The following is a 22358-nucleotide window of genomic DNA, read 5'->3' on the forward strand; positions in this document are numbered from 1 at the left end:
TTGATTTTTTCCTCAATTATATCCATAGGTGATTCATTCATCCATTATACTTTCTAAAGTATCTGTTTCAAGCGTCTCGCTTGGAACAATAAATATTGCTTGGGATGAAAACATCAGGCTGCTACCTCTTCTCCCGAAAGTTCCTTCAGGTATTCAACCGCCGCTTCCATATCGGGAATGTCCTGTATGGCAAAGCGTACGGTATCTTTTTTCTGAACCACCTGGAATTTATTTTTTCGGGTCATTTCTAACTTCTCAAGGATGTCCTGGAATTTCCCGGAATCGTAAAAGGCATGACCCAACTCGGAATCCTGTTTTGGACAAATCGTCCACATGCGCTCGGCGCGGATCGTTACTTTGGTAAAATAGCAGCGAGAAGCAAACAGCTTCACTTTGCTGGCCAGAAGCAAATATTTAGCTTCTTTGGGCAGCGGACCAAAACGGTCTTTGATTTCTTCCTGCCAGTCTTCAATTTCTTGTTCGGTTTTAGCCTGAGCCAGCTTCCGATAGAGGTTGAGGCGTTCCACATTATCAGAAACATAATCTTTAGGCAGCAGGGCAGTTTCATCGAATTCAACAATAGTCTCGGGCAGTTCTACTTCCACTTCCACATCTTCAAAGGTATCACTGAATTCGGATTGCTTGAGTTCTTTCACCGCATCGTTCAGGATTTTGGTGTACAAGTCAAAGCCAATATCATTGATAAATCCACTTTGTTCGGCGCCAAGGATATCACCGGCTCCGCGGATGTCCAGATCACGCATGGCAATGTTGAAGCCGGAACCCAGGTCCGAAAACTCTTCCAGTGCCAGCAATCGTTTGCGGGCCTCGGGGCTTAGTGTTCGAATGGGGCTGGTTACCAAATAGCAAAAGGCCTTCCGGTCCGACCGGCCTACACGTCCGCGCAGCTGGTGCAGCTCTGCAAGCCCAAAGTTGTTGGCCTGGTTGATGATAATAGTATTGGCATTGGCGATATCAATGCCGTTCTCTACAATGTTGGTAGAAACCAGTACGTCAAATTTGTGCTGGTAAAAGTCATTGATAATCTTCTCAAGCTGGGCTCCGCTCATCTGTCCGTGTCCAAAACGAACGCGTATTTCGGGGACGAGGCGGCGAATCATTTCCGCTATTTCCTCGATATTCTTTACCCGGTTATGGATGAAGAAAACCTGTCCGCCCCGTGATATTTCCTGAAGGATGGCATCCCGGATGAGTTCTTCGTCAAAGCTGTGAATTTCGGTGTACACCGGTTGACGATTGGGTGGCGGCGTGTTGATTACACTCAGGTCGCGGGCGCCCATCAGGGAGAACTGCAGCGTACGGGGGATAGGGGTAGCGGTAAGGGTAAGAACGTCAACTGATGCGCGGAAGCTTTTTAATTTTTCCTTGGCAGATACCCCAAAACGCTGCTCTTCATCCACGATAATCAGGCCAAGGTCCTTAAACTTCACATCCTTGGAAAGCAGCCGGTGGGTGCCGATAACAATATCTACCTCACCATCTTCAAGTTTCTCAATCACTTTCTTCTGTTCTTTAGAAGTCCGAAATCTTGAGAGCGCCTCAATCTTCACCGGGAATTTTTCCATCCGTTTGATAAAGGTTTTGGAATGCTGCTCCGCCAGAATGGTGGTGGGAACCAGTACGGCTACTTGCTTGTGATCCAGCACTGCTTTGAAGGCCGCTCGTACGGCAACCTCGGTTTTTCCAAAGCCCACATCCCCGCAAATAAGGCGGTCCATGGGGTGTTCATTTTCCATGTCTTCTTTAACCGACACGATTGCATCATGTTGATCCGGCGTTTCCTCAAACTCAAAATTGGCTTCCAGCTCTGTTTGCCATTCGTTGTCTTCAGAGAAAGCATGGGCCGTTTCAGCCTTCCGCTTGGCATACAGCTTGATGAGCTCACGCGCAATATCCTTAACTTTTTTCTTCGTTTGTGCCTTCTTGCGGGCCCATTCGCCTGATCCCAGTTTGGTGATCCTCGGAGCCGTGCCCTCTTTGCCTGAATATTTCTGCAGTTTATTCAGGCTGGTCACGTTTACGTACAGGGTGGAATCTTCCTGGTACTGTAGCACCACCACTTCCTGTTCGGTGTTTTTTACATTGATTTTCTTGAAGCCCATGAACTTTCCGATGCCGTAATCCACGTGCACCACAAAGTCTCCGATACTCAAATCCTTCAGTTCTTTAAAGGAAATACCGCCATGGAAACGTCGCCGTTTGGTTTTGGGACGATGATAGCGGTTAAATATCTGGTGATCGGTGTACACGGCCAATCCGCCCGGTTCGTAGATGAAGCCTTCGTGCAAGGATTCTACCACCAGCCGGTAATTGAACTCGTGGTTGGCCTCGCCCAGCAGTTCCTCAAAGCGATCATGCTGCCCGTCATTATCACACAAAATAACCGTAGTGAGCTTATTCTTGGTGTTTTTGGTGATGGCTTCGCGCAACAGCTTAAAGTTGCCATGAAAATCGGGCTGGGGACGCGCATCCAGTGAAACGGTGTCGTCGCCGCTTTCTGATGCTCCTACATTCCCCACAAACAACTGATGCTTAAATTTGGCCAGTTCTTCCTGGAAAACCTCCTCGGATAAATACAGCTTTTCGGGTTCTTCCGGCTCTTCTTCGCCATCATATTCCCCAAAAGCTTCTTCGGCTTTTTCGTACTGTTTGGCGATCTCGGCCAGCACTACTTCGCGGCTGGAGGTGACCATCAGCGCCTCTTCATCAAAATAGGATAGAAAGCTGGATTTGCCTGCCTGGGGTAAATTGGTTAGATCCGGGATGATACGCGTCTGGTTCAAGAAGGCAATGGATCGCTGGGTTCCAGCATCAAATTCCCGGATGGTATCCAGTTCATCCCCAAAAAATTCGAGTCGAACGGGGTACTCGCCGGAATACGGAAATATATCCAGGATACCGCCACGGACGGCAAATTCACCGGGTTCATCCACAAAGCGCACGGGATCGTAACCCTGATCCACCAACTGCTCCCGAAGCTGTTCCATATCCACTTCGTCGCCTTTTTTAAGCACAATGCTGACTTCATCCAGGGCGGCCGGCGGGGCAATTTTCTCCCCAATGGCTTCCACCGAAGTAATCACAATCTTTTTTTCATGATCCTTGATAGCCTGCAAGGCTTCAGAACGCTGCACCAGCAGGGCGGTATCGGTAAGCTGCTGTCGGTCGTAGGGTTTTTTGTTGGAAGCGGGGAAGAGGATGACGGGATTTTCAGGGGTGATGATATCCAGGTCGGATTTCAAAAACCGGGCGCCTTCATCATTTTCTGAAATAACCAACAGGGTATCTTTTTTTCTGGAAAGATTCTCCAGAAGGAAACTGTTTAAAGCCCCGATGCTCTTCTTCACATTCAGGGATTGCTGTTCCTTTACCTGTTCAAAAATCCGGTCAAAGACTTTTGTTTTCTCAAGTTGCTCCTTGATAAAAGAAATGCTCATAAATAGCGATTCGCGGTGTAAAAATATTGCGTTTCAAAGACCTCAAAGATACGCTCTTTTTGAATGAATTGTGAGGAGAAAGAGTGTTGAGTTGTTAGGTTTTAGTTATGAGTTCAATCAGCATACGGCTCAAAACTAACACCTAAAAACTCACAACTATAACCTATTCCTAAATAAACACCAGATATCCAACAGGCAGTAAAAGCAGACTTACAATCAACAAAATCAGGCGAAAGCGGGTTTTTACAAATATGGGATGAAAAAAGATACCATAGGTGAGGGGCTTTTCCTCCGTCATCCATTCGTAATAAAAATGCCGGTGTACTGAGCCAAGGGCCATGGTAACGTGTCCGTGTAGAATCGTCATCATAAAGGGAATGGCAAAAATGAAGGCCCCGAAATAGGCAAAAAACTCATTGATTTCCAATAAACGAGCCACATAAAAATAGGGCCAGGCGAACAGCACCATCAGGGGCACGCTAAGGGCCCAGTTGATAAGGGCGATACGCCGGTAGTTGGATTCATTAAGTTCTGACATCTGTAGTAATTGGAAACGTTGAATTTTGGATTGTGAATGAGTTTTCAGGAAATAATAAATTTAAAATTCAACATTCCGAATTTAGCATTTCATATTTGAGAAGCAATCAGCATTTCGATTTCACGGTAGGGCATGTCGAACATTTCAGCCAGCGACTTTTTGGTGAGATGCTTTTTGTAGGAATAGGTTCCGTTGCGCAAAGCCACATTTTCCCACAGGCACTGTTTTACTCCACCGGCATCGCCAATGGCCAGCACGTACGGCACCAACACGTTGTTGAGGGCATAAGTAGCCGTTCGTGCCACTCCGGATGGAATATTGGGGACACAGTGGTGAATGATATCATGCTCAACATATGATGGCTCCGAGTGGGAGGTAGGCCGGCTGGTAGCCACACATCCGCCATGATCTATCACCGTGTCTACAATTACGCTGCCTGCTTTCATTCCAGCTACCATATCTTCGGTAACCCAGCAGGGCGAGCGTTCACCTTCGGCCATGGCGGCTCCAATAATCACATCAGCAAATTTTAAGGCTGAACTCAGGTACTGGTGGTTGGCCACAGCCGTAATAATCCGGCGGTCCAATGCATTTTCCAATCTACGAAGGGCGGCAAGGTCGGTATCCATTACAAAAACCTGGGCTCCATAACCCAGGGCGGTACGGGCGGCATACTCACCGGTGATGCCGGCTCCCAAAATAACGACTGTTGCCGGCGGAACCCCTGAAATTCCTCCCAGCATAATGCCCTGTCCACCACTCATGCTTTCCAGGTAGTGGGCGGCAATTTGCATTGCCATTGAACCGGTGATTTCATGCATCATTCGAACAATCGGAAACTCTTTATCTTGCCCGCGGATGTACTCATAGCCAATACCCGTGATGGATTTGTCCATGAAAGCTTTCATGTACTCTTTGGTCTGACTGCCGATATGAAGGGCTGAAATAAGAGCCTGCTCAGGTTGCAGGAGTTCCAGCTCATCATCACTTAGCGGAGCAATTTTCAAAACCAGCTCTGATTTTTTGAATACATCTTCGCTGCTGAGTGCGATTTCTGCTCCGGCATCCGCATATTGTTGATCCGGGAAATTGGCATTTTCGCCGGCACCCTGTTCAATAAAAATCTCATGTCCGTTGGCTTTTAGAATAGATACGCCACCAGGGGTAAGTGAAATGCGGCGTTCGTCATTGGAGATTTCTTTTGGTAAGCCAATTTTGAGGGAGACCTCACTTTTGGATCGAATTAAATGTTTCTCCAAGGTTTTTAATCCGATTTGCTCCGTATCCAGTGGGTTGATATCCATATTCCGCGGGGATTTGGTGAGTTTTTAAAAAGATATGGAATTTGAACCGCGGATGCTTATCTCGGCTTAAATATAAATAAGCTGTTGGTGCTCAACTTCTTCTCGTTATTCGTATGCGTGGATTAGTCAATGTCCATACATCATCGGATGCACTCTTTAACGCAAGGAATCCGGGTTGATTCGGCTTGGTGTTTTTGTTCCTCGTATAATTGGCTTGCAGCTTTTGGCGATTGCGTCTATTGTTTTGCTTACGTGTTCAATGTTGATGGTATGAAATTCATCGCTCACGGTATGATAGTCTCGATCCAGATCAATGGGTGTGGTACTGATAGTGTGAGCTGGAACACCAAGACGGGCTAAAGAAGCATTGTCCGAACGGTAAAACAGATTTTGTGCGGGATACGGGTCGGGGTAAAAGGTAAAGCTGCTGTCGGTTTGTGAAGACTGAAGAATAGAGCCGAGGTCTGATAATTCAAAACCGGTGATCCAGGCAGAGTTTGGACCTTCAGAAGAGGGCTTCCCAATCATTTCCATGTTAATCATAGCGATGATTTCTTCTGGATTTATCCTCTCAGAAAAATATTTTGAGCCAAGACCTCCGTTTTCCTCGGCAGTAAAGGCGGTAAAATAAAGGCTGCGTTCTTGTTTGGGAAGCTGGCTGTAATAACGGGCCAGCTCAATAATTGCAGCCACTCCCGATGCATTGTCATTGGCACCATTCGCAATAGAATCCCTCCCGGTTGGTGCCGCTATCCCAATATGATCATAGTGTCCTGAAAATATCACAACCTCGTCTTTTCGTTTTCCTTCGAGCACACCAATTACATTAGCCAGCTCGGTAGCAGAAACCTCATTTTGAAAATAAATTTCAAAGCGGTTAGCCGTAGCATTTGAAAAGATAAAAATATCGCTTGGTCCCTGATTCAGTTTAAACGTTCGATTCCGGCTTGCAAACCAATTGCGATAGCGGTGAAACCAGTTTTTGTGATTTTTACTGATGAGAACCAGAGCCGATTGCTCATCGTCGGTTAACTTCCTGAACTCCTTCCTGAAGTCCTCGTCCTGACTTATGGCCTCTACTTGAACATCTCCTGTTTTCCAATGAATAGTTTCTCCATTTAAAACGCCAAAATAATGTTTGGGTTCAATGATCTCGCCATTTAGCATTACGGCAGTTGATTCAGGGAGGATAGTATGGATAGTAAATTCCTGAAGAAAATCATCTTCGCCTGGCAAATAGCTTAAGCCGATTTTTTCAAATTCAGAAGAAATAATTTTCGCTGCTTCTTTGATTTCCGGACTAAACGCATGGCGCCCCTTCAGCGAATCTGAGCTGAGTGTTTTGATAACACGGGCCACATGGCTTTCCGATATTTTTGCATCTTGTGAAGTGCAAGATATCTGCGACAGAACGATTACAACCGGTATGATTAACCAGAAAAAAGTGCGATTCATTGTTGGTAAAGGTCAGGCGATTTATTTTAACGAATTGCTATTTTAAGCAACCTGAAATAGTGTATTTGAAAAAAAATGATATAAGAGCGTAAACCTCTGTAAAAGAAAATAAAATTCAGAGAAAGCAATAGGCGAAATTTCAGGAAGAAAGCCAGTCGGAAATTTCCAGCCCTTTGGCCTGCAGCCGGTTGGCCAACTTTTTCCCAAAAGCCGAAGCGGGTGTCAAGAACCCCGCTTTTAGAGTATCCGTTTCCAAAAGATCTGCCAATAGCAGAGCAGATTCACATAGAAAAAATACGGTACTTTTATTACCAGGATCTCCCGGATAAAACATTTGCAACCCGGCTTGATTGCCTTTCTCATCCTCTGCAATAGCTTTCAGCTTGAAAAACCCATTTTCGATAGTCTCCTTAGAAGGACCTTCTCCGGGAGCGGGCATTATTTTTTTCAGCAGGTTTCGAAACCAGGCTTTTGGTCCCAGTGTTTGTAGGGCCGCGAGCAAAAGAGTAGTCCCGATGTAGGGTAGTGGATTATATCGTTTACCCAAAAGCGAGTGCTCACTGTAAGAGATACTGTCTGCATAGGGTGTGTTTTTCCTGCGCATTAGTTCTGCAGATCTGTATACAACTTTAGTATTGATGGGGCCCATGATGAAGGGCGTGGTCCATCGTCCCATTTTTTTCCGAAAACCGAAATAATGAGCATCTTCTTTTTGATGAATCTTTTGCTCGTGATGTTCAAGCAGTACATCCGGCGTATTCATTTTTTTATAGGCACCAGTCTCAAACTTGTTGAGCATGGTAGCGATGGTGCCACCATTGAAACCACCTTTAATGCTGTAAAAGCTGGTTATAGAAAGCCGTTTGGGCTGATCAAATTTTTGGCTGAGAAGCATGGTGGTGAGGTCGGCGGGAACACTGTCAAATCCTGAAAAAGGGATGAGAGCAGCCCCGTTTTCACGAGCTGTGTCTCCATATTGATCCATCATGTCACGGATAAATTCAGTTTCTCCGGTGATATCGAGATAATGAGTACCGTAGTGTGCGCAGGCTTTGATCACCTGTTCTCCATATAGAGAAAAAGGTCCTGCAGTAGTTACAATGATATGCGCCTGTTGTACTACTTTTTCTACCTGCTCGTAATTCAGGGTATCAACCAGAAAAGTTGCAGACGCGGGAAGGTCCAGCTTCTCGGCCAGCTTTTTTAATTTTTTGGGATTACGTGCTGCAATTCCCCAACGCACGGATGAGGGGGCACGATCAAGAAAATACTGCGCGGCTTGCTTCCCCGTAAAACCGGTAGCCCCGATAAGAATAATGTCAAAAGGTTTTTGCTCCATATCAAAATAAGCTAAAAACTAAAACACATAAAAAAACCCGGTCTGAAGATCAGTACCGGGTTTACATAAAGAAAAATGAGATTAAGCTAAACGGGAAACGTTAGTGGCACTCAGTCCTTTAGGGGTTTCTTCCACGTCAAACTCAACTTCTTCGCCATCAGCTAAGCCTTCTTCGAAGCCAAGATTTTCAATGTTGTTGCGGTGCACAAAGATATCTTTTCCACCGTTTTCAGGTTCGATGAATCCAAAACCTTTTTGTGCATCAAACCATTTTATTTTACCGTATTCCATAATTTTATTGTTGTATTGGTGCTATTACCTCAGGTTATCCGTTGTGTATAAGCCTGCTGCAACAGCGGTATTAAATGTTAGTTGTACAAACTATAGAGGGGAAACAAATACTAAACTCGGAAGGCTAATACTGATTCTTACCATACATTTGCGATTCGTAATATCTGCTTTATTACAATTAATACCAAATAGATATGTCTACCTATGGCTTTTAGCTGCAATTTTTTCGACAACAGGCTTGTACCATTGGAATAATCTTGGTAGATAGGCTGTTATAAGACACGGTATTGGATTTTAAAAATCCAACTTTAATGCGGAATAGAAACTTAGTTTGGAAGATCACGTTATCAAGACGGAATAAATCACTAGCATCTTATTGACTATATCGAAGCATACATATCGGTTTCTTGGGAGTTTACTCTGTCTTTTGGGGTTGTTGAGCGGGTCAGCTTTTGCACAAACTCAGCAAGCCGATAGCAGCTATTTTGAAATAAATGGCAGAGAAGACCGACGCGTTACCATTCCTTTTGAGCTTATCAACAACCTGGTGGTTATAGAAGCACAAATTAATGGTTCAACGCCCCTTAAGTTCATTGTAGATACCGGGGTTAGATATACGCTCATTACCTCGTTGTATAACAGGGAAGTGTATCTGAACAGTACACGTATCATTAACCTTGCCGGATTGGGAGAGGGGGAGGTGCTACAGGCTTATTTCTCAGAAGGTAACATCCTGGATATAGATCGTGTTAGCGGCCGGAATATGGAGGTAGTGATATTACAGGAAGATATTTTTAAGCTGGCCTCCTTTATGGGAACCGAAGTTCATGGACTTATAGGCTACGATCTGTTTAAAAATTTTGTGGTAGAGATCAACTATAAAAGAAAGCACATCTACTTATATAAACCGGAGGAGTTCGAAGAAAAATTTGAAAAATTACCCCGACATCGTAAATGGCATGAAGTTTCCCTGTTTCTCGATGAGCGTAAGTCATACGTAAATGTTGATTATCATAGTCCGGTTACTGACTCTACCGTACCCTTGCGGTTACTGGTAGATACCGGTTCCAGCAATGCCTTTTCTTTGTACGAACTGGCACATCCCGCCATCAAGGTTCCTGAGAATACCATCGATACCTTTTTAGGAACGGGGTTAAGCGGAGACGTAACGGGAGAGCTTGGCCGAATCCCATCCATACAATTAGATGAGTTCACTTTTGAAGAACCCGTGGTAGCTTATCCGGACAGTATTTCAATCCGGCGCGCATTTAAAATTGGCAAACGGCAGGGAAGTATTGGGGGAGAAGCATTCCGGCGGTTCAAAGTGATATTTCACTATCAAAATGAGGCTATGTATATGAGGAAGAACAGTGATTTTGGGGATGAGTTCCATTACAACGCCAGTGGTATTGAAGTGCATACGCCCATTGCAAATCTGCCGTACTACGTGATTTCGGATGTCAGAAAAGGGTCTCCGGCAGAAGAAGCTGGCGTAAAGGTTGGAGATGTAATTCAATATTTAAACAGACGGCCGGTTGAATCCTATACGTTGAATGAAGTTCACAATCGGTTTTACAACAAAGAAGGAAGCAGAATTCGCATGACGGTATTAAGGGATGATACTGCCAGACTGGAGTTTAATTTCAGAATGAAAGATGAATTGCAGCTGCAAATGGATAATTAAAATCAGGTTTTACTGATTTTGACAGGTAATTATTGATCAAAATTGCTAATTACTGCACTCACAATTTCTAATACTCGAAAAACTATCGCGGTATGAATGCAGTAAAAGCTCTTATTACAGGAATTATACTCGGGATGATGTTGATGGGACATCCCAGCCAGTTGCTGGCTCAACAAGAAACAGAAGAACCGATAAGCCTGCGCTCATCCAAAGTCGATTGGTCAAAAACTACGGAGCATGAGACCCGCATTAAAGGTCAGCGTGTTCCATATACTACTACCGTAGGTAACCAGCCGGTTTGGAATGAAGACGGCAAGCCCATAGCGAGTTTGTTTTACACGTATTACGAGCGGTCGGATGTGGATGACCATAGCCGGCGCCCGTTGGTAATTTCGTTTAATGGCGGACCTGGTTCTGCTTCGGTTTGGATGCACATTGGCTACACTGGCCCCAAAATGCTGAATATTGATGAAGAAGGGTTCCCTTTGCAGCCCTATGGCGTCAAAGACAATCCGCATTCTATCCTGGATGTAGCCGACATCGTATTCGTTAATCCTGTGAATGTTGCTTTTTCCCGAATACTGGATGAAGAAACAAAACGGGAGACTTTTTTTGGAGTGAATGCAGATGTGGAATACCTGGCCGATTGGATTGATACTTTTGTATCCCGCCAGAATCGATGGCCTTCACCTAAATATTTGATTGGCGAGAGTTATGGAACTACCCGGGTATCAGGGCTGGCTAACAGGCTGCAATCTTCCCATTGGATGTACCTGAACGGGGTGATTTTGGTATCTCCAACCGGATTGGGTATTGACCGCGAAGGTCCCGTAGAAGATGCTTTGCCGCTACCTTATTTTACAGCTACGGCATGGTATCACGAGGCCTTGGACAACAGCTTCCAACAGCAGGATTTAGATGACATTTTGCCGGAAGTAGAAGCATTTACCATTAACGAGTACATCCCGGCGCTGGCAAAAGGTGGATTCATTGAAGAAGCTGAGAAGCAGCGGATTGCAGAGCAGGTATCGGAGTATTCAGGTATTGATAAGCAGGCAATTCTGGACCGAAATCTTCGCATATCAACATCCTTTTTCTGGAAGGAATTGCTTCGGGATGAAGGATTGACAGTAGGCCGACTAGATTCCCGCTACCGTGGGGTTGATCGAGAGAACGGGGGAGAGCGTTATGATTTTGATCCCGCTTTAAGTGCCTGGAACCATGCGTTTACACCCGCTATCAACCATTATTTAAGAAGTGAGTTGGGTTATGAAACAGATTTACAGTACTGGACCTTTGGCCCGGTGCATCCCTGGGATCGCACGCGAAATAACACCGGTGAAGAGCTTCGGGAAGCCATGGCTCAGAATCCCTTTCTGCAGGTGATGATTCAATCTGGTTATTATGATGGGGGAACCAATTATTTCGATGCCAAATATACCATGTGGAATCTCGATCCATCCGGAAAGTTAACCGATAGGTTATCATTTAAAGGATACCGAAGCGGGCACATGATGTACCTCCGTGCAGAAGACCTGGAAAGCTCAAATGAAGACATCCGGACATTTATTGAGGCATCCATCCCCGAAGAAGACCTTCCTGCAAAGTATTAGAGTGGATCAACAGAAATTGCTTCCATAAAAAAAGCCCGACTTCTTCCGAAGCCGGGCTTAATAATTTCAAACAGTGGAGAAATTATTCGAGGATGTAAACTTCTGTAGCGCTAAGGCCTTTAGGAGTTTCTTCCACGGAATATTCTACTTCTTCACCGTCTTCAATACCTTCGTTAAAACCAAGGTTTTCAACATTGTTGCGGTGCAGAAAGATATCATTTCCGCCATTGTCAGGCTTGATAAACCCAAATCCTTTTTGAGCATCAAACCATTTTACTTTACCGTATTCCATAATATAAATAAGTGTTATTGTTTCGCAGGCACAGTGTCTTGTATGCCCAATACGGACATACTTCATTTCTAAAATCGGCTGCGAGAATTAAGTGTTAGTTATACAAACCAGAGAAGGGAAATAAAACTGTACTAAAAATTACCGATGTCGCCTTTAATTAATTTGCACTTCAAAGGTCTCGGTTATTTCGACCAATACCAAATCTGATTTATGAGTGATTTGGTGAACCGGTGATTTAGTGATTGAGTGATATAGTAATTTAGTGGGGTTGAGAAGATTACAAAAATCCTTTAACACTCGTTGTTGATTTGATGGCAACATTCCCACGAAAGTCCCCACCACTATATCACTCTATCACCATATCACTACATCATTACCCATAAATTTCATTAATCAGTCCCGCAAGACGCACACCGGCTTTCAATAACCTTTGTTGAACCGTATCCCAGTTTTTGTAGGAATATTCGTAGCTGAGTTCTTTGTCTTCCGGGATATCATACACCTGGGGAAGCAGTGCCTGAGATTCGTATGCCCAGTCCAGCACCGAAGTGCTTTGCCATTGCTCAATTTCTTTTTCAGTGGGGTGATTGATGAACTGGGCGAGTTCGGTAAAACTGAGCTGCTTGTCGTCAATCATTTCGCTGTCCCAAACACGGTGCAGGTTTGAATTTTCCCAGAACCATTGCAGCCGTACATCGTTTCCGCCCCGATCAGGCTGACTGCCCACGTGAAGCGGCTGATGCAGATCTCCCACCAAATGTACCAGTATCTTCAAGTTTTCGGCTTCTTGTTTAGGGGATAACCCGCCTTCCTTGAGTTCACCCACTACTTTATTTATAGCCCAGAGAATATCACCGTCGGGATTCTTTTCTGCAGTCTCATAAGTCTCACCTTCGGGGATAGTTACATAGTGCCAGGGAGCCATAAAATCGTACGCATCATCTGAGCGCACTTCATCCATCCACGTAGAAACTTGTGCCAGCGATTCAGGTCCTAATACGCGTTTCACTTCTTCGGCGGCGGTTTCGGTTAGATAATGTTCAGCCACCAGGCCGGTAGTACGGTGCCCAATCTGTCCCCAACGCATGGATTCGTTAGTGGTTGAGGTAAATCCAATAAGGAAGATGGAAAGGAGAGTAAGGAGTTTAGTCACGACAGTAAGAGAGTTATTGAAATTGAATTTTGGTTGGAAAAGATAACAGTGCGGATGTTAGGAATTAGTAAATTTTTTTGAAAAGGTGGGGGTGAACCGTGATTTATGGGATTAGAGGCGATGCAGACCAGTTTCTTTTTCAAACCCATAGCCCACGGTTTTAACCGTGGGTTGAGAGGGGGTACACCACGTAGAACCATTTCAATGGTTTGAGTATATTCCACGAATTAAATCAATAACTATCGGGGAATATTATGCCACATTCATTCCACACAATTTGGGTACATGCCATTTGGTCTACAAAAAACAGGAAGTCCTTCATCCAATCTAATGTAGAAGAGAAAATTTATCACTACATGAAAAATCAATTTAAAGATTCAGGATGTCCCGTTAGGATTATCAACGGTATGCCGGATCACGTGCATTGTCTTTTTTTGCTAAATCCTCAAAAAGCACTTACCGACGTAATCAAACAAGTGAAGGGTAGTACCTCGCATTGGATTAATCAGCAAGATATGATACCGCAGAAATTTAGTTGGCAGGTTGGAGGAGCATCGTATTCAGTCAGTGAATCAGTAAAAGAAAAGGTGTATAAATATATTGCCAATCAGAAGAAGCACCATGAACACAAATCATTTCAGGAAGAATACGAAGAATTTATCAAGTTACACCAGTTTTCAAACGGTTAAAACCGTTTACTCGTAATACAGAATCATTCACCCACGGTTGAAACCGTGGGCTATGGGGTTTGAGGTCATGCCAATATCTTTGAACCATGCCGGGGAATAATTAAAAATGGACGCAAAACCATTTCAATGGTTTAACGAGATTGTCTTATCTTTAGGATTCCAGAAATTTAGAATCCAAAAAATTATCAATGCACTCCTACAATCCGGATCAAATCGAGACCAAATGGCAAAAGTACTGGCTCGAGAATAAAACCTTTGAAACGCCCACCGACACCGACAAGCCGAAATATTACGTACTGGATATGTTTCCATACCCAAGCGGTGCCGGGCTACATGTGGGGCACCCGGAAGGATACACGGCTACGGATATCATTTCCCGTTACAAGCGAATGAACGGTTTCAACGTGTTGCATCCGATTGGTTGGGATGCTTTTGGCTTGCCTGCCGAGCAGTATGCAGTTCGGACGGGAACACATCCCCGGGAAACCACCGAGAAGAATATCAACAAATTCCGTGAGCAGCTGCAGGCTATTGGCTTTAGTTATGACTGGGATCGCGAAGTGAATACCACCGATCCGGATTATTACAAATGGACCCAGTGGATTTTCTTGCAGCTCTATAAAAAAGGGCTGGCTTATGAAGATGAAGTGGCGGTAAACTGGTGCCCCGAGCTGGGAACCGTGCTGGCCAATGAGGAAGTCATTGATGGCAAAAGTGAAGTAGGCGGCCACCCGGTAGTTCGCAAGCCTATGCGGCAGTGGGTGCTTAAAATCACCGAATATGCGGAAGAATTACTGCAGGATCTGGAAGATCTGGACTGGCCCGAATCCCTGAAAGAAATGCAGCGCAACTGGATTGGCAAATCCATTGGGGCTGAAATTGATTTTGAAATCGATGAGTATGATGAAAAACTGCGTGTGTTCACCACTCGACCGGATACGATTTTTGGTGCTACCTACATGGTGCTGGCTCCTGAACACCATCTGGTAGATAAAATTACTACGGATGAGCAAAAAGAAGCCATAGAAAACTATCAGGAAGAGGCTGCCAAAAAATCAGATCTGGAGCGACAGGAGCTCAGTAAAGAGAAGACCGGAGCCTTTACAGGCGCCTATGCCATCAACCCGGCGAATGGAAAGAAAATACCCATCTGGATTGCCGATTATGTGCTGGCAAGCTACGGAACCGGCGCTATTATGGCCGTACCCGGACAGGATGAGCGTGACTGGGAATTTGCTGAGAAGTTTGACCTGGAAATCATCCGCACGGTAGAACCACCTGAAGATTTTGATGGCAAAGCTTATACAGGAGAAGGTCCGGCCATTAACAGCGAGTTTTTGAACGGACTGGATATTGAAGAGGCCAAGAAGAAAATTATTCTTTGGCTGGAAGGCAAAGGAGCCGGTAAGAAATCCGTGAATTATAAATTGCGCGACTGGCTGTTCTCACGTCAACGCTACTGGGGAGAGCCGTTTCCAATTATTCATGTGGATGGCGAACATAAAGCTTTACCTGAGTCCGAATTGCCATTAACACTGCCTGAAGTAGATAAATATCAACCCACCGGAGACGGTGAACCTCCACTGGCTAATGCCGAAGATTGGGTGAACACCACCGATCCCGAAACCGGCAAGTCGGCAAAGCGTGAAACCAATACTATGCCACAGTGGGCCGGTTCATGCTGGTATTACCTGCGATACATCAGTCCCGAGTTTGACGGCGGTCCCGTTGACCCCGATTACGAAAAATACTGGATGCCGGTAGACTTGTATGTAGGCGGAGCCGAGCATGCGGTATTGCACTTGTTGTATGCCCGCTTCTGGCACAAGGTGTTGTATGATATTGGGGTGGTTTCTACCAAAGAGCCTTTCCAAAAGCTGGTAAATCAGGGGATGATTTTGGGTGAAATGGAATTCACCGGACCGGAAGGCGAGAAGCTTTCGGAGAACGAAGTTGAGAAAAAAGGGGAGGGTTTTGTGCTGAAGGGCACGGATACCAAGATTGAAGCCCGGGCGCATAAAATGTCCAAAAGCCGAGGCAACGTCATCAACCCAGACCATATTATTGATGAATATGGGGCCGATTCGCTGCGATTGTATGAAATGTTTATGGGGCCGCTGGAACAAGTGAAGCCGTGGAGCACCAAAGGGGTGGAGGGAGTAAATCGCTTCCTGAACCGTGTTTGGCGCCTGCTGGTGGATGAAGATTCCGGAGAAGTTTCCGACAAGGTCAAAGATATTGAGCCTCAAAAAGAGCATTTGAAGCCATTGCATGAAGCCATCAAGAAGGTTTCAGAGGATATTGAAAGCCTACGGTTCAATACAGCCATTTCGGCGCTGATGATTTTTGTGAATGAGGCCAACGGCTGGGATGAAATTCCGCGGTCGGTAGCTAAGGAGTTTATTCAAATATTGAATCCTTTTGCCCCGCACATCACCGAAGAATTATGGCGTATGCTGGGTAATGAGCAGACTTTGGCTTATGAAGACTGGCCGGAATTCAAAGAAGAATACCTGAAAGATGACCAAATAACCTACCCGGTTCAGGTAAATGGCAAAGTACGCGCCAACATCGAAGTAGACGCAGAGAAAGCTAAAGACAAAGATTTTGTTCTGGGACTGGCTAAATCAGAAGAAAATGTAGCCAAATACCTGGAAGAAGGTAATCTGGTGAAAGAAATCTTTGTTCCGGGCAAAATCATTAACCTGGTTGTAAAGTAAATATACGAATTGGATCTCACTGACTAATATTTGGTGAGATCCAATATTTTGTATCTGTGACATTTAAGATTTGTATGGTATCAAATTAGAAATGTTGGCAGCATATTCTAATCCGGCACTGCATTTGTTATATTGATGATATGAAGAACTTGCGTTCCATCTTAACTGTTTGGTTGATTTTGTTTTCTGCCGGACAGAGTTTGCATGCAGCCAGCATCAGCTTTGCTTCCTTAGCAGAAGTACAGGCTACCATACAGCCAACGGATGCAGCGGATGATTCCGATTCTTACCCACCCACAGCTATTATTCTGAATGGCTCCTCTTCGGCGGAGGTCATTTTTGCCCACTCAAACCAAATGCCGCGGTCTGTTTCTGAAACTACATCGGAGCAGGATGAGGAAACAGCTCTCAAAGCCGACTCTTGTTTTCGCAAACAGCTGAATCAACAGCTCGGTTATACCCAGCTGATAGAAAGGCATTTCACTTCAAAAGAGTTACTCTATCCTTTCCATCACTTTTTGTAATCCATCAAAAAGCAGCTTAGAACTGCTTTAAAACCAAATATGCAAAAACATATTCCTGTATAAGCAGGAATATTCTTGTCAACATTAAATATTATTACGATGGAAATTGATTTTGCAACCATCGTCATATCCTTGATTGCGATCGCTTTTTTTGTAGTACCAATCACGTACGATCAAATGAAGAAAAAGAAGGATCATGACGAACAGAACTAACTGACGAACCAAAGGGACAATGCTTCATTGTCCCTTTTTTTATAATTGAAAGGCTGGTGCCGATAAATAAAAGGCACCCAAGAGAAAGACGATGAGAGATCTTCAAGTCGAAGAATAAATGGGAATTTGATAGAATTTTTATCCTCACCTAAAACTTAAGAAAATTCTAATATTTCCGATAACAGGGCATAGAAGTGAAGTGTAACTCAATTCAGCTTTCACCATGCACCGTATTTTATATGCCCTTTTTATCGTCTTACCCCTTTTGGGGGTCTCCGAAATCCAGGCCCAAACGCAATGGGCTCATTCCCCGGGAGTAGAAGACACAGCATCGGTGGATGGAGTGGTACGAGATGCGCTAACCGGAGAAACCCTTATAGGCGCGCATATTAAAATAAACCGGGGATATCGTGGAACGGCAACCGATCCATCCGGCTCTTTTTCAATAAGTCAGCTTGAGCCTGGTACGTACACCTTTATCTGTTCCTATGTAGGATATAAGGAAGAGCAGTTAGAGGTAACGCTTTATCCTGATCAAACCCAACGAATATATATCGAATTACAGCCTTCATCATCCATGATGGAGGAAGTGGTGATACGGTCTCAGGCCCAAAAAACTATTGCGGATATTGGCATGGCCCGCATGGATGCCGAAATGATTAACCGTTTGCCGTCAGCTTTTGAGGCTGATTTATTCCGCTCATTACAGCATCTTCCGGGTGTAAAAGCAGCATCCGATTTTTCAAGTGGATTGCACATCAGGGGAGGAAGCCCGGATCAAACACTTATTCTGCTGGATGAGACCCCGGTTTATAGTCCCTCACACTTTTTTGGATTCTATTCAACTTTTAACCCGGACGTTGTGGGGGGAGTGCAATTATACAAAGGAAATTATCCTACTAAATATGGAGGCAGGCTTGGTTCTGTTTTAGCCGTAGAGAATAAGAGAGGGGCTCGGGATGAGTTTGGTGGCAAGCTTTCTATAGGAATGTTGGCTACCAGATTATCGGTAAGTAGCCCTTATAGTAAGGGTAGTTGGATGCTGGCCATACGTCGCTCAACTCTTGAACCTATGCTTGCTGCAATGCGAGAGAATGTTGAACAAATTCCGGATGCATTCTATTTCTACGATGTTAATGGAAAGCTTACTCATGATATATCTCCAGAGGACAAATTAACTTTTTCCATTTATTCCGGTAAAGACCAGGTTCGTTTTCCGTTAGCTACTGAGGCTTCCTTAGAATTAGATTATGGAAATCAAACAGCATCAGGAAAGTGGACACATCTTTTCAATAACAAAACGTTTTCTGAATTACATATGTCCTTTTCCCGCTATTATAATCGCCCGGTTAATAGTGTGGCGGGAACAAATCAGGGGCTTCAAAATTACATCCGTGACTATTCGGTAAGCCAGAAAGTATACTATATATCCGGTACTCATCAATTGGAGACCGGTATCAAAGGTGGGGTATTGGAAGTTGGATTTGGCAATAAGCTAAATGATGAGATTCTTTTCGAAAGAAATACCAATAGGCTCTATGGCGCGTGGTATTTGCAGCATAAATGGGAAGCGACCGAACATTGGACATTCACTTCAGGAGTTAGACTTAACGGATTTTCTCATGCAAACTATCTCAAGTTAAACCCCAGAATTAAGGTCAATTATCATGTAAACACAAAGCTTCAATTTGAATTGGCCTATGGCAAGTATGATCAATTCTTGTCACAGACTTCAAACCAGATTTCGGGATTTAATATTTGGCTTTCGTCTGGAGAAAGTGTTCAACCGGCATCGGGTACACAGTATTTATTTGGGGTGAAAACCAATCCATTCACGAGCATTGGCTTTAATGTTGAGGCCTATTACCGAACCATGGAAAACCTATTTGAATTGGATCCCTTTATACCCGATATGGCCGGTTTGGAATATCATGAATTATTTAAGGTTGGTGATGGACGTGCCTATGGAATAGAAGTAATGTTAGAAAAACAGGCCGGGCGTTTGAATGGATACATTGGTTATAACTGGAGTAAATCGAACCGCAGGTATCCTGACATTAATGGAGGAAGGTTCTACCCAACCTCTTATAACAGAGATCATGAAATAAATATAGTGCTAAACTATAAATTGAGTGATAGCTGGACCGTTACCAGTACTTTCAATTATGCAACCGGACAGCCGTACACTGAACCTGCCGGGCACAGACGTCGCAGTGGCAGTATTCCTGCATATGGCAATACCGTAGTTCTTATTGTAAATGAAATTAATGGAGCTCGCCTGCCCGACTATCACAGAATGGACGTAGGTATTACGAAATATGGAAGTTTCATGGGAGCAGATTCGAAGCTCTCTTTCCAGGTAGTTAATGCTTACTCACGAAGAAATGTTTGGCACCAGCAGTACGGCACTGAAAGAGGAGGAAGAATTGTTACTAGCCAGACAAAGATGCTCCCTGTACTTCCGGCTATAAGTTACACTATCAGTTTTTAAATCGCGGAACTATGAAACGCTCTATAAAACTATTATTGGTTCTTTTCCTAATACTTTTCCTGTCTGCTTGTGAAGACCTGGAACCTGAGCCGTATCAACCTGAGTATGTGGTGGAGTCCGTTTTAGTGGCCAATGCTCCTTTACCTGAAATACATCTTTTTAAATCTTCAAAAGAAGACGAAGATTTTAATTGGGGTGATGCGATGGTAGATGATGCTATTATTGAAATTCATCTCATAGATAGTAATGGTAATATTGAGAAAAAGTACTCTTACCAAAGCAGAAGTAAAGGAAAATACATAGCTGAAACGATTGATTTAGTCAAAGCTTCAAGAGTATATGACATTTTGGTCATCATACCAGATGATAATAATCATCAGATAAGGGGAAGAACAGAAATTCCTGGAGAAATAAGTATTGTATCAACTCCCAAAGACACTATCTACTATCAATCCGAATCTTTGTTGGAAGTAGATATAATGGACTACAATGACGAAGATCAAAATTCAATTTTTATGAATACGTATAAAGCTGGTAAGCCTTATCTCAAAAACCTAACTCCGTATTATGCCAGCCAGGCGGAAGAAGATACAATGAGTACCTATTATAACAATTTTAATCATACACAGGATTTGGTTAGCGAAATAAGCTTCCCCAAAAATTCAGATCAAAGTATAACTATTCATTTTCCCTGGAAGGAGTTCCCTTATTTTGGCCCATACTCCATATTCATTCAAAGTATAGACGAAAACCTCTATGATCACCTTCGTACCGCCAATGCCCAGTTCAGCGGCAGCACGCCAACGCCAGGTCAAATTTACAATGCCATTGATCATATTGATGGCGGAATAGGCTTATTTGGGAGTATGTCGGTGGGCAGGGTTCAAACGTACGTACAAAAGCCGGAATAATACTGCAGGCTGTATTTTAAATTAACGTGAGTTCGAGATAAGAACGGCACGAAAATAGGCCTGTCAGCCCCGGTCAAGATGTAGCGCAGCGGAATCGCAGAACCGGGATCCCCCCGGCACATGGCGTAGTATTCACCATTATCTCGTTATTGCCTATCGTTACCGGTGGTAAGGAGATCGCGGGGATGACTACCCATCACAGATTCTGTCATCTCTTCAATGATATTGCTCCGGCTTTGGGCAAAATTAACGGCTTAAGATGACGGGTTTTATATTGAACTCACGTTAAATTAAGTTCATAAAAAAAGCTCCGATGCAATGCATCGGAGCTTTTTTAATAATATCCCTGTAAAATTCAGGAGTGATTAGCGTTCTTCAACAGGAACCCAATCAAGGTGTTTTTCACCAACATATAGAGCACGGGGACGAACAAGGCGGTTATTAGCGGCTTGCTCGATGAAATGCCCGGTCCAGCCTGAAACACGGCTCATGGTGAAAATACAAGTAAATAAATCGGGCTGAATACCGATGGAGTAATACACAGTGGCAGAAAAGAAATCCACATTGGGATCGATGTCTTTTTCACTTTTCATGGTTTCCAGCATATCCATCGACCATTCATAAAGCTTTTGATGTCCGGTTTCCTCAGACAAATCTTTGGACATATTTTGTAACAGTCGAGCACGTGGATCAAAGGTTTTATACACGCGGTGACCAAAGCCAGAAATCTTTTCTTTATTAGCCAGTCGCTTTTTAGTGAATTCCACCGCATCAGCGTCGTCACCTTGCTCTTGAAGTTTAAGCAGGGTATTCATGACGGCTGTATTAGCTCCTCCGTGCAATGGTCCTTTCAGGGCGCCAATAGCACCGGTGATAGCAGAATACATATCAGACTGGGTAGCACAAATTGTACGTGCAGTAAAGGTGGAAGCATTCATGCCGTGCTCAGCATGCAAGATCAGGCAGAGGTCCATTGTTTTTTCGGCTTGCTTCCCGGGCTTCTCGCCGTTTAACATATACAGGAAGTTAAATGCAGTGCTGCCTTCTTTTAGAGGAGCTACAATGTCTTCACCTTTGCGGGCCCGGTCGAATGCAGCAATAATGCTCGGAATTTTAGCTGTAATAGCAATGGCCTGACCTTCAAACAAAGCATCATCAAACTTGCCTTTGGTATCGTCAGAATCAGCCAGCATAGATACGGCCGTACGCAATACTGCCATAGGCTCAGCATCTTTATCGGCACTTTGAATGTAATTGAGCACCGTTTGAGGTAATTCCCGCTGTTCTATTAATAATTTCTTTAGGTCTTCAAGTTCTTCGGCGTTGGGAAGACGATCATTCCAGAGCAGAAAACAAACTTCTTCAAAAGTCGCATTTTCAGCTAAAGTATCAATCAGGTAACCTGAATAAATAAGTTCGCCTTTCTGTCCGTCAATAAAACTCTTGGTTGTAGAAAAAGCTACAATACCTTCAAGCCCTCTGTTGATGTAGGGATATTTTTGCTCGTCAAAGCCTGTATGAATGCCTTCTGACATCTAGTACTCCAAATTTTTAGTTAATGATAAAAAACCTCGAAAGGATTGCACTGCGCAATGGATAACTAAATTCGCATGATCTCCGTTTACAGTGGCTCAAGTTTTTATTCTCCTGCGAGAAGGGCATCGAATATAGTAAAACGCTGAC

The 22358-nt window shown here is 44.0% G+C and carries 17 protein-coding genes; 8 read left to right on the forward strand and 9 right to left on the reverse strand.

What is annotated here, in order from left to right:
* Positions 1–113: 113 nt before the first annotated feature.
* From mfd to FN815_RS11375, 6 genes are all read right to left on the reverse strand, one after another.
* Positions 114–3458 carry a transcription-repair coupling factor gene (gene mfd, locus FN815_RS11350; protein WP_142454751.1) on the reverse strand — a complete coding sequence of 1115 codons (3345 nt, stop codon included), beginning with the start codon at positions 3456–3458 and terminating at the stop codon, positions 114–116.
* 169 nt (positions 3459–3627) lie between these two features.
* Positions 3628–3996, reverse strand: coding sequence for a hypothetical protein (locus FN815_RS11355; protein ID WP_142454752.1), 369 nt, complete (start codon positions 3994–3996; stop codon positions 3628–3630).
* Between the two features lie 89 nt (positions 3997–4085).
* A complete protein-coding gene (locus FN815_RS11360) occupies positions 4086–5300 on the reverse strand; it encodes an alanine dehydrogenase (RefSeq protein ID WP_142454753.1) in 1215 nt (404 codons plus the stop codon).
* Positions 5301–5456: 156 nt separating this feature from the next.
* On the reverse strand, positions 5457–6755 hold the full coding sequence (locus FN815_RS11365; RefSeq protein ID WP_142454754.1) for a M20/M25/M40 family metallo-hydrolase: 1299 nt from the start codon (positions 6753–6755) through the stop codon (positions 5457–5459).
* Positions 6756–6894: 139 nt separating this feature from the next.
* Positions 6895–8094 (reverse strand): saccharopine dehydrogenase family protein, encoded by a 1200-nt coding sequence (locus tag FN815_RS11370; RefSeq protein WP_142454755.1) that lies wholly within the window; start codon positions 8092–8094, stop codon positions 6895–6897.
* A gap of 81 nt (positions 8095–8175) precedes the next feature.
* Positions 8176–8385, reverse strand: coding sequence for a cold-shock protein (locus FN815_RS11375; protein ID WP_142454756.1), 210 nt, complete (start codon positions 8383–8385; stop codon positions 8176–8178).
* 376 nt (positions 8386–8761) lie between these two features.
* On the opposite strand from FN815_RS11375, the gene FN815_RS11380 reads away from it, so the two are divergent.
* Both FN815_RS11380 and FN815_RS11385 read left to right on the forward strand, forming a co-directional pair.
* Positions 8762–10069, forward strand: a complete 1308-nt coding sequence (locus FN815_RS11380) for a retropepsin-like aspartic protease (RefSeq protein WP_142454757.1) — start codon at positions 8762–8764, stop codon at positions 10067–10069.
* A 143-nt stretch (positions 10070–10212) separates the two neighbouring features.
* Positions 10213–11682 carry a S10 family peptidase gene (locus tag FN815_RS11385; protein ID WP_342780483.1) on the forward strand — a complete coding sequence of 490 codons (1470 nt, stop codon included), beginning with the start codon at positions 10213–10215 and terminating at the stop codon, positions 11680–11682.
* An 82-nt stretch (positions 11683–11764) separates the two neighbouring features.
* Here FN815_RS11385 and FN815_RS11390 read toward each other — a convergent pair whose 3' ends face one another.
* Positions 11765–11974, reverse strand: a complete 210-nt coding sequence (locus tag FN815_RS11390) for a cold-shock protein (RefSeq protein WP_142454758.1) — start codon at positions 11972–11974, stop codon at positions 11765–11767.
* 373 nt (positions 11975–12347) lie between these two features.
* Positions 12348–13127, reverse strand: a complete 780-nt coding sequence (locus FN815_RS11395; protein WP_142454759.1) for a S1/P1 nuclease — start codon at positions 13125–13127, stop codon at positions 12348–12350.
* Positions 13128–13381: 254 nt separating this feature from the next.
* Between FN815_RS11395 and tnpA the strand changes: the two genes are divergently transcribed.
* The 6 genes from tnpA (at position 13382) to FN815_RS11420 (ending at position 20675) form a co-directional block, all read left to right on the forward strand.
* Entirely contained in the window at positions 13382–13816 is a 435-nt protein-coding gene (gene tnpA, locus FN815_RS11400) for an IS200/IS605 family transposase (RefSeq protein WP_142454760.1), read from the forward strand.
* Between the two features lie 188 nt (positions 13817–14004).
* Positions 14005–16536, forward strand: coding sequence for a leucine--tRNA ligase (gene leuS, locus FN815_RS11405; protein ID WP_142454761.1), 2532 nt, complete (start codon positions 14005–14007; stop codon positions 16534–16536).
* 140 nt (positions 16537–16676) lie between these two features.
* Positions 16677–17060: a hypothetical protein gene (locus FN815_RS11410; protein ID WP_142454762.1), complete on the forward strand. Its 384-nt coding sequence runs from the start codon at positions 16677–16679 to the stop codon at positions 17058–17060.
* A 75-nt stretch (positions 17061–17135) separates the two neighbouring features.
* Positions 17136–17273, forward strand: a complete 138-nt coding sequence (locus FN815_RS18920) for a hypothetical protein (RefSeq protein ID WP_185957272.1) — start codon at positions 17136–17138, stop codon at positions 17271–17273.
* A 223-nt stretch (positions 17274–17496) separates the two neighbouring features.
* Complete coding sequence (locus FN815_RS11415) at positions 17497–19764, forward strand: TonB-dependent receptor (protein WP_142454763.1); 2268 nt, start codon at positions 17497–17499, stop codon at positions 19762–19764.
* An 11-nt stretch (positions 19765–19775) separates the two neighbouring features.
* Positions 19776–20675, forward strand: a complete 900-nt coding sequence (locus tag FN815_RS11420) for a DUF4249 family protein (RefSeq protein ID WP_142454764.1) — start codon at positions 19776–19778, stop codon at positions 20673–20675.
* Between the two features lie 365 nt (positions 20676–21040).
* Here FN815_RS11420 and FN815_RS11425 read toward each other — a convergent pair whose 3' ends face one another.
* A complete protein-coding gene (locus tag FN815_RS11425; protein ID WP_142454765.1) occupies positions 21041–22210 on the reverse strand; it encodes a citrate/2-methylcitrate synthase in 1170 nt (389 codons plus the stop codon).
* Positions 22211–22358: the final 148 nt, after the last annotated feature.

This window comes from Gracilimonas mengyeensis (genome assembly GCF_900182705.1).
Taxonomy (GTDB): Bacteria; Bacteroidota; Rhodothermia; order Balneolales; family Balneolaceae; genus Gracilimonas; species Gracilimonas mengyeensis.

Bases quoted from the DNA above. Each gene is read 5' to 3' on its own strand.
- FN815_RS11355 (WP_142454752.1), bottom strand. From the start codon at position 3,996: ATGTCAGAACTTAATGAATCCAACTACCGGCGTATCGCCCTTATCAAC.
- tnpA (WP_142454760.1), top strand. From the start codon at position 13,382: ATGCCACATTCATTCCACACAATTTGGGTACATGCCATTTGGTCTACA.
- FN815_RS11415 (WP_142454763.1), top strand. From the start codon at position 17,497: ATGCACCGTATTTTATATGCCCTTTTTATCGTCTTACCCCTTTTGGGG.
- FN815_RS11410 (WP_142454762.1), top strand. From the start codon at position 16,677: ATGAAGAACTTGCGTTCCATCTTAACTGTTTGGTTGATTTTGTTTTCT.
- FN815_RS11390 (WP_142454758.1), bottom strand. From the start codon at position 11,974: ATGGAATACGGTAAAGTAAAATGGTTTGATGCTCAAAAAGGATTTGGG.
- mfd (WP_142454751.1), bottom strand. From the start codon at position 3,458: ATGAGCATTTCTTTTATCAAGGAGCAACTTGAGAAAACAAAAGTCTTT.
- FN815_RS11420 (WP_142454764.1), top strand. From the start codon at position 19,776: ATGAAACGCTCTATAAAACTATTATTGGTTCTTTTCCTAATACTTTTC.
- FN815_RS11375 (WP_142454756.1), bottom strand. From the start codon at position 8,385: ATGGAATACGGTAAAATAAAATGGTTTGATGCACAAAAAGGTTTTGGA.
- FN815_RS11365 (WP_142454754.1), bottom strand. From the start codon at position 6,755: ATGAATCGCACTTTTTTCTGGTTAATCATACCGGTTGTAATCGTTCTG.
- FN815_RS11385 (WP_342780483.1), top strand. From the start codon at position 10,213: ATGGGACATCCCAGCCAGTTGCTGGCTCAACAAGAAACAGAAGAACCG.
- FN815_RS11425 (WP_142454765.1), bottom strand. From the start codon at position 22,210: ATGTCAGAAGGCATTCATACAGGCTTTGACGAGCAAAAATATCCCTAC.
- leuS (WP_142454761.1), top strand. From the start codon at position 14,005: ATGCACTCCTACAATCCGGATCAAATCGAGACCAAATGGCAAAAGTAC.
- FN815_RS11370 (WP_142454755.1), bottom strand. From the start codon at position 8,094: ATGGAGCAAAAACCTTTTGACATTATTCTTATCGGGGCTACCGGTTTT.
- FN815_RS11360 (WP_142454753.1), bottom strand. From the start codon at position 5,300: ATGGATATCAACCCACTGGATACGGAGCAAATCGGATTAAAAACCTTG.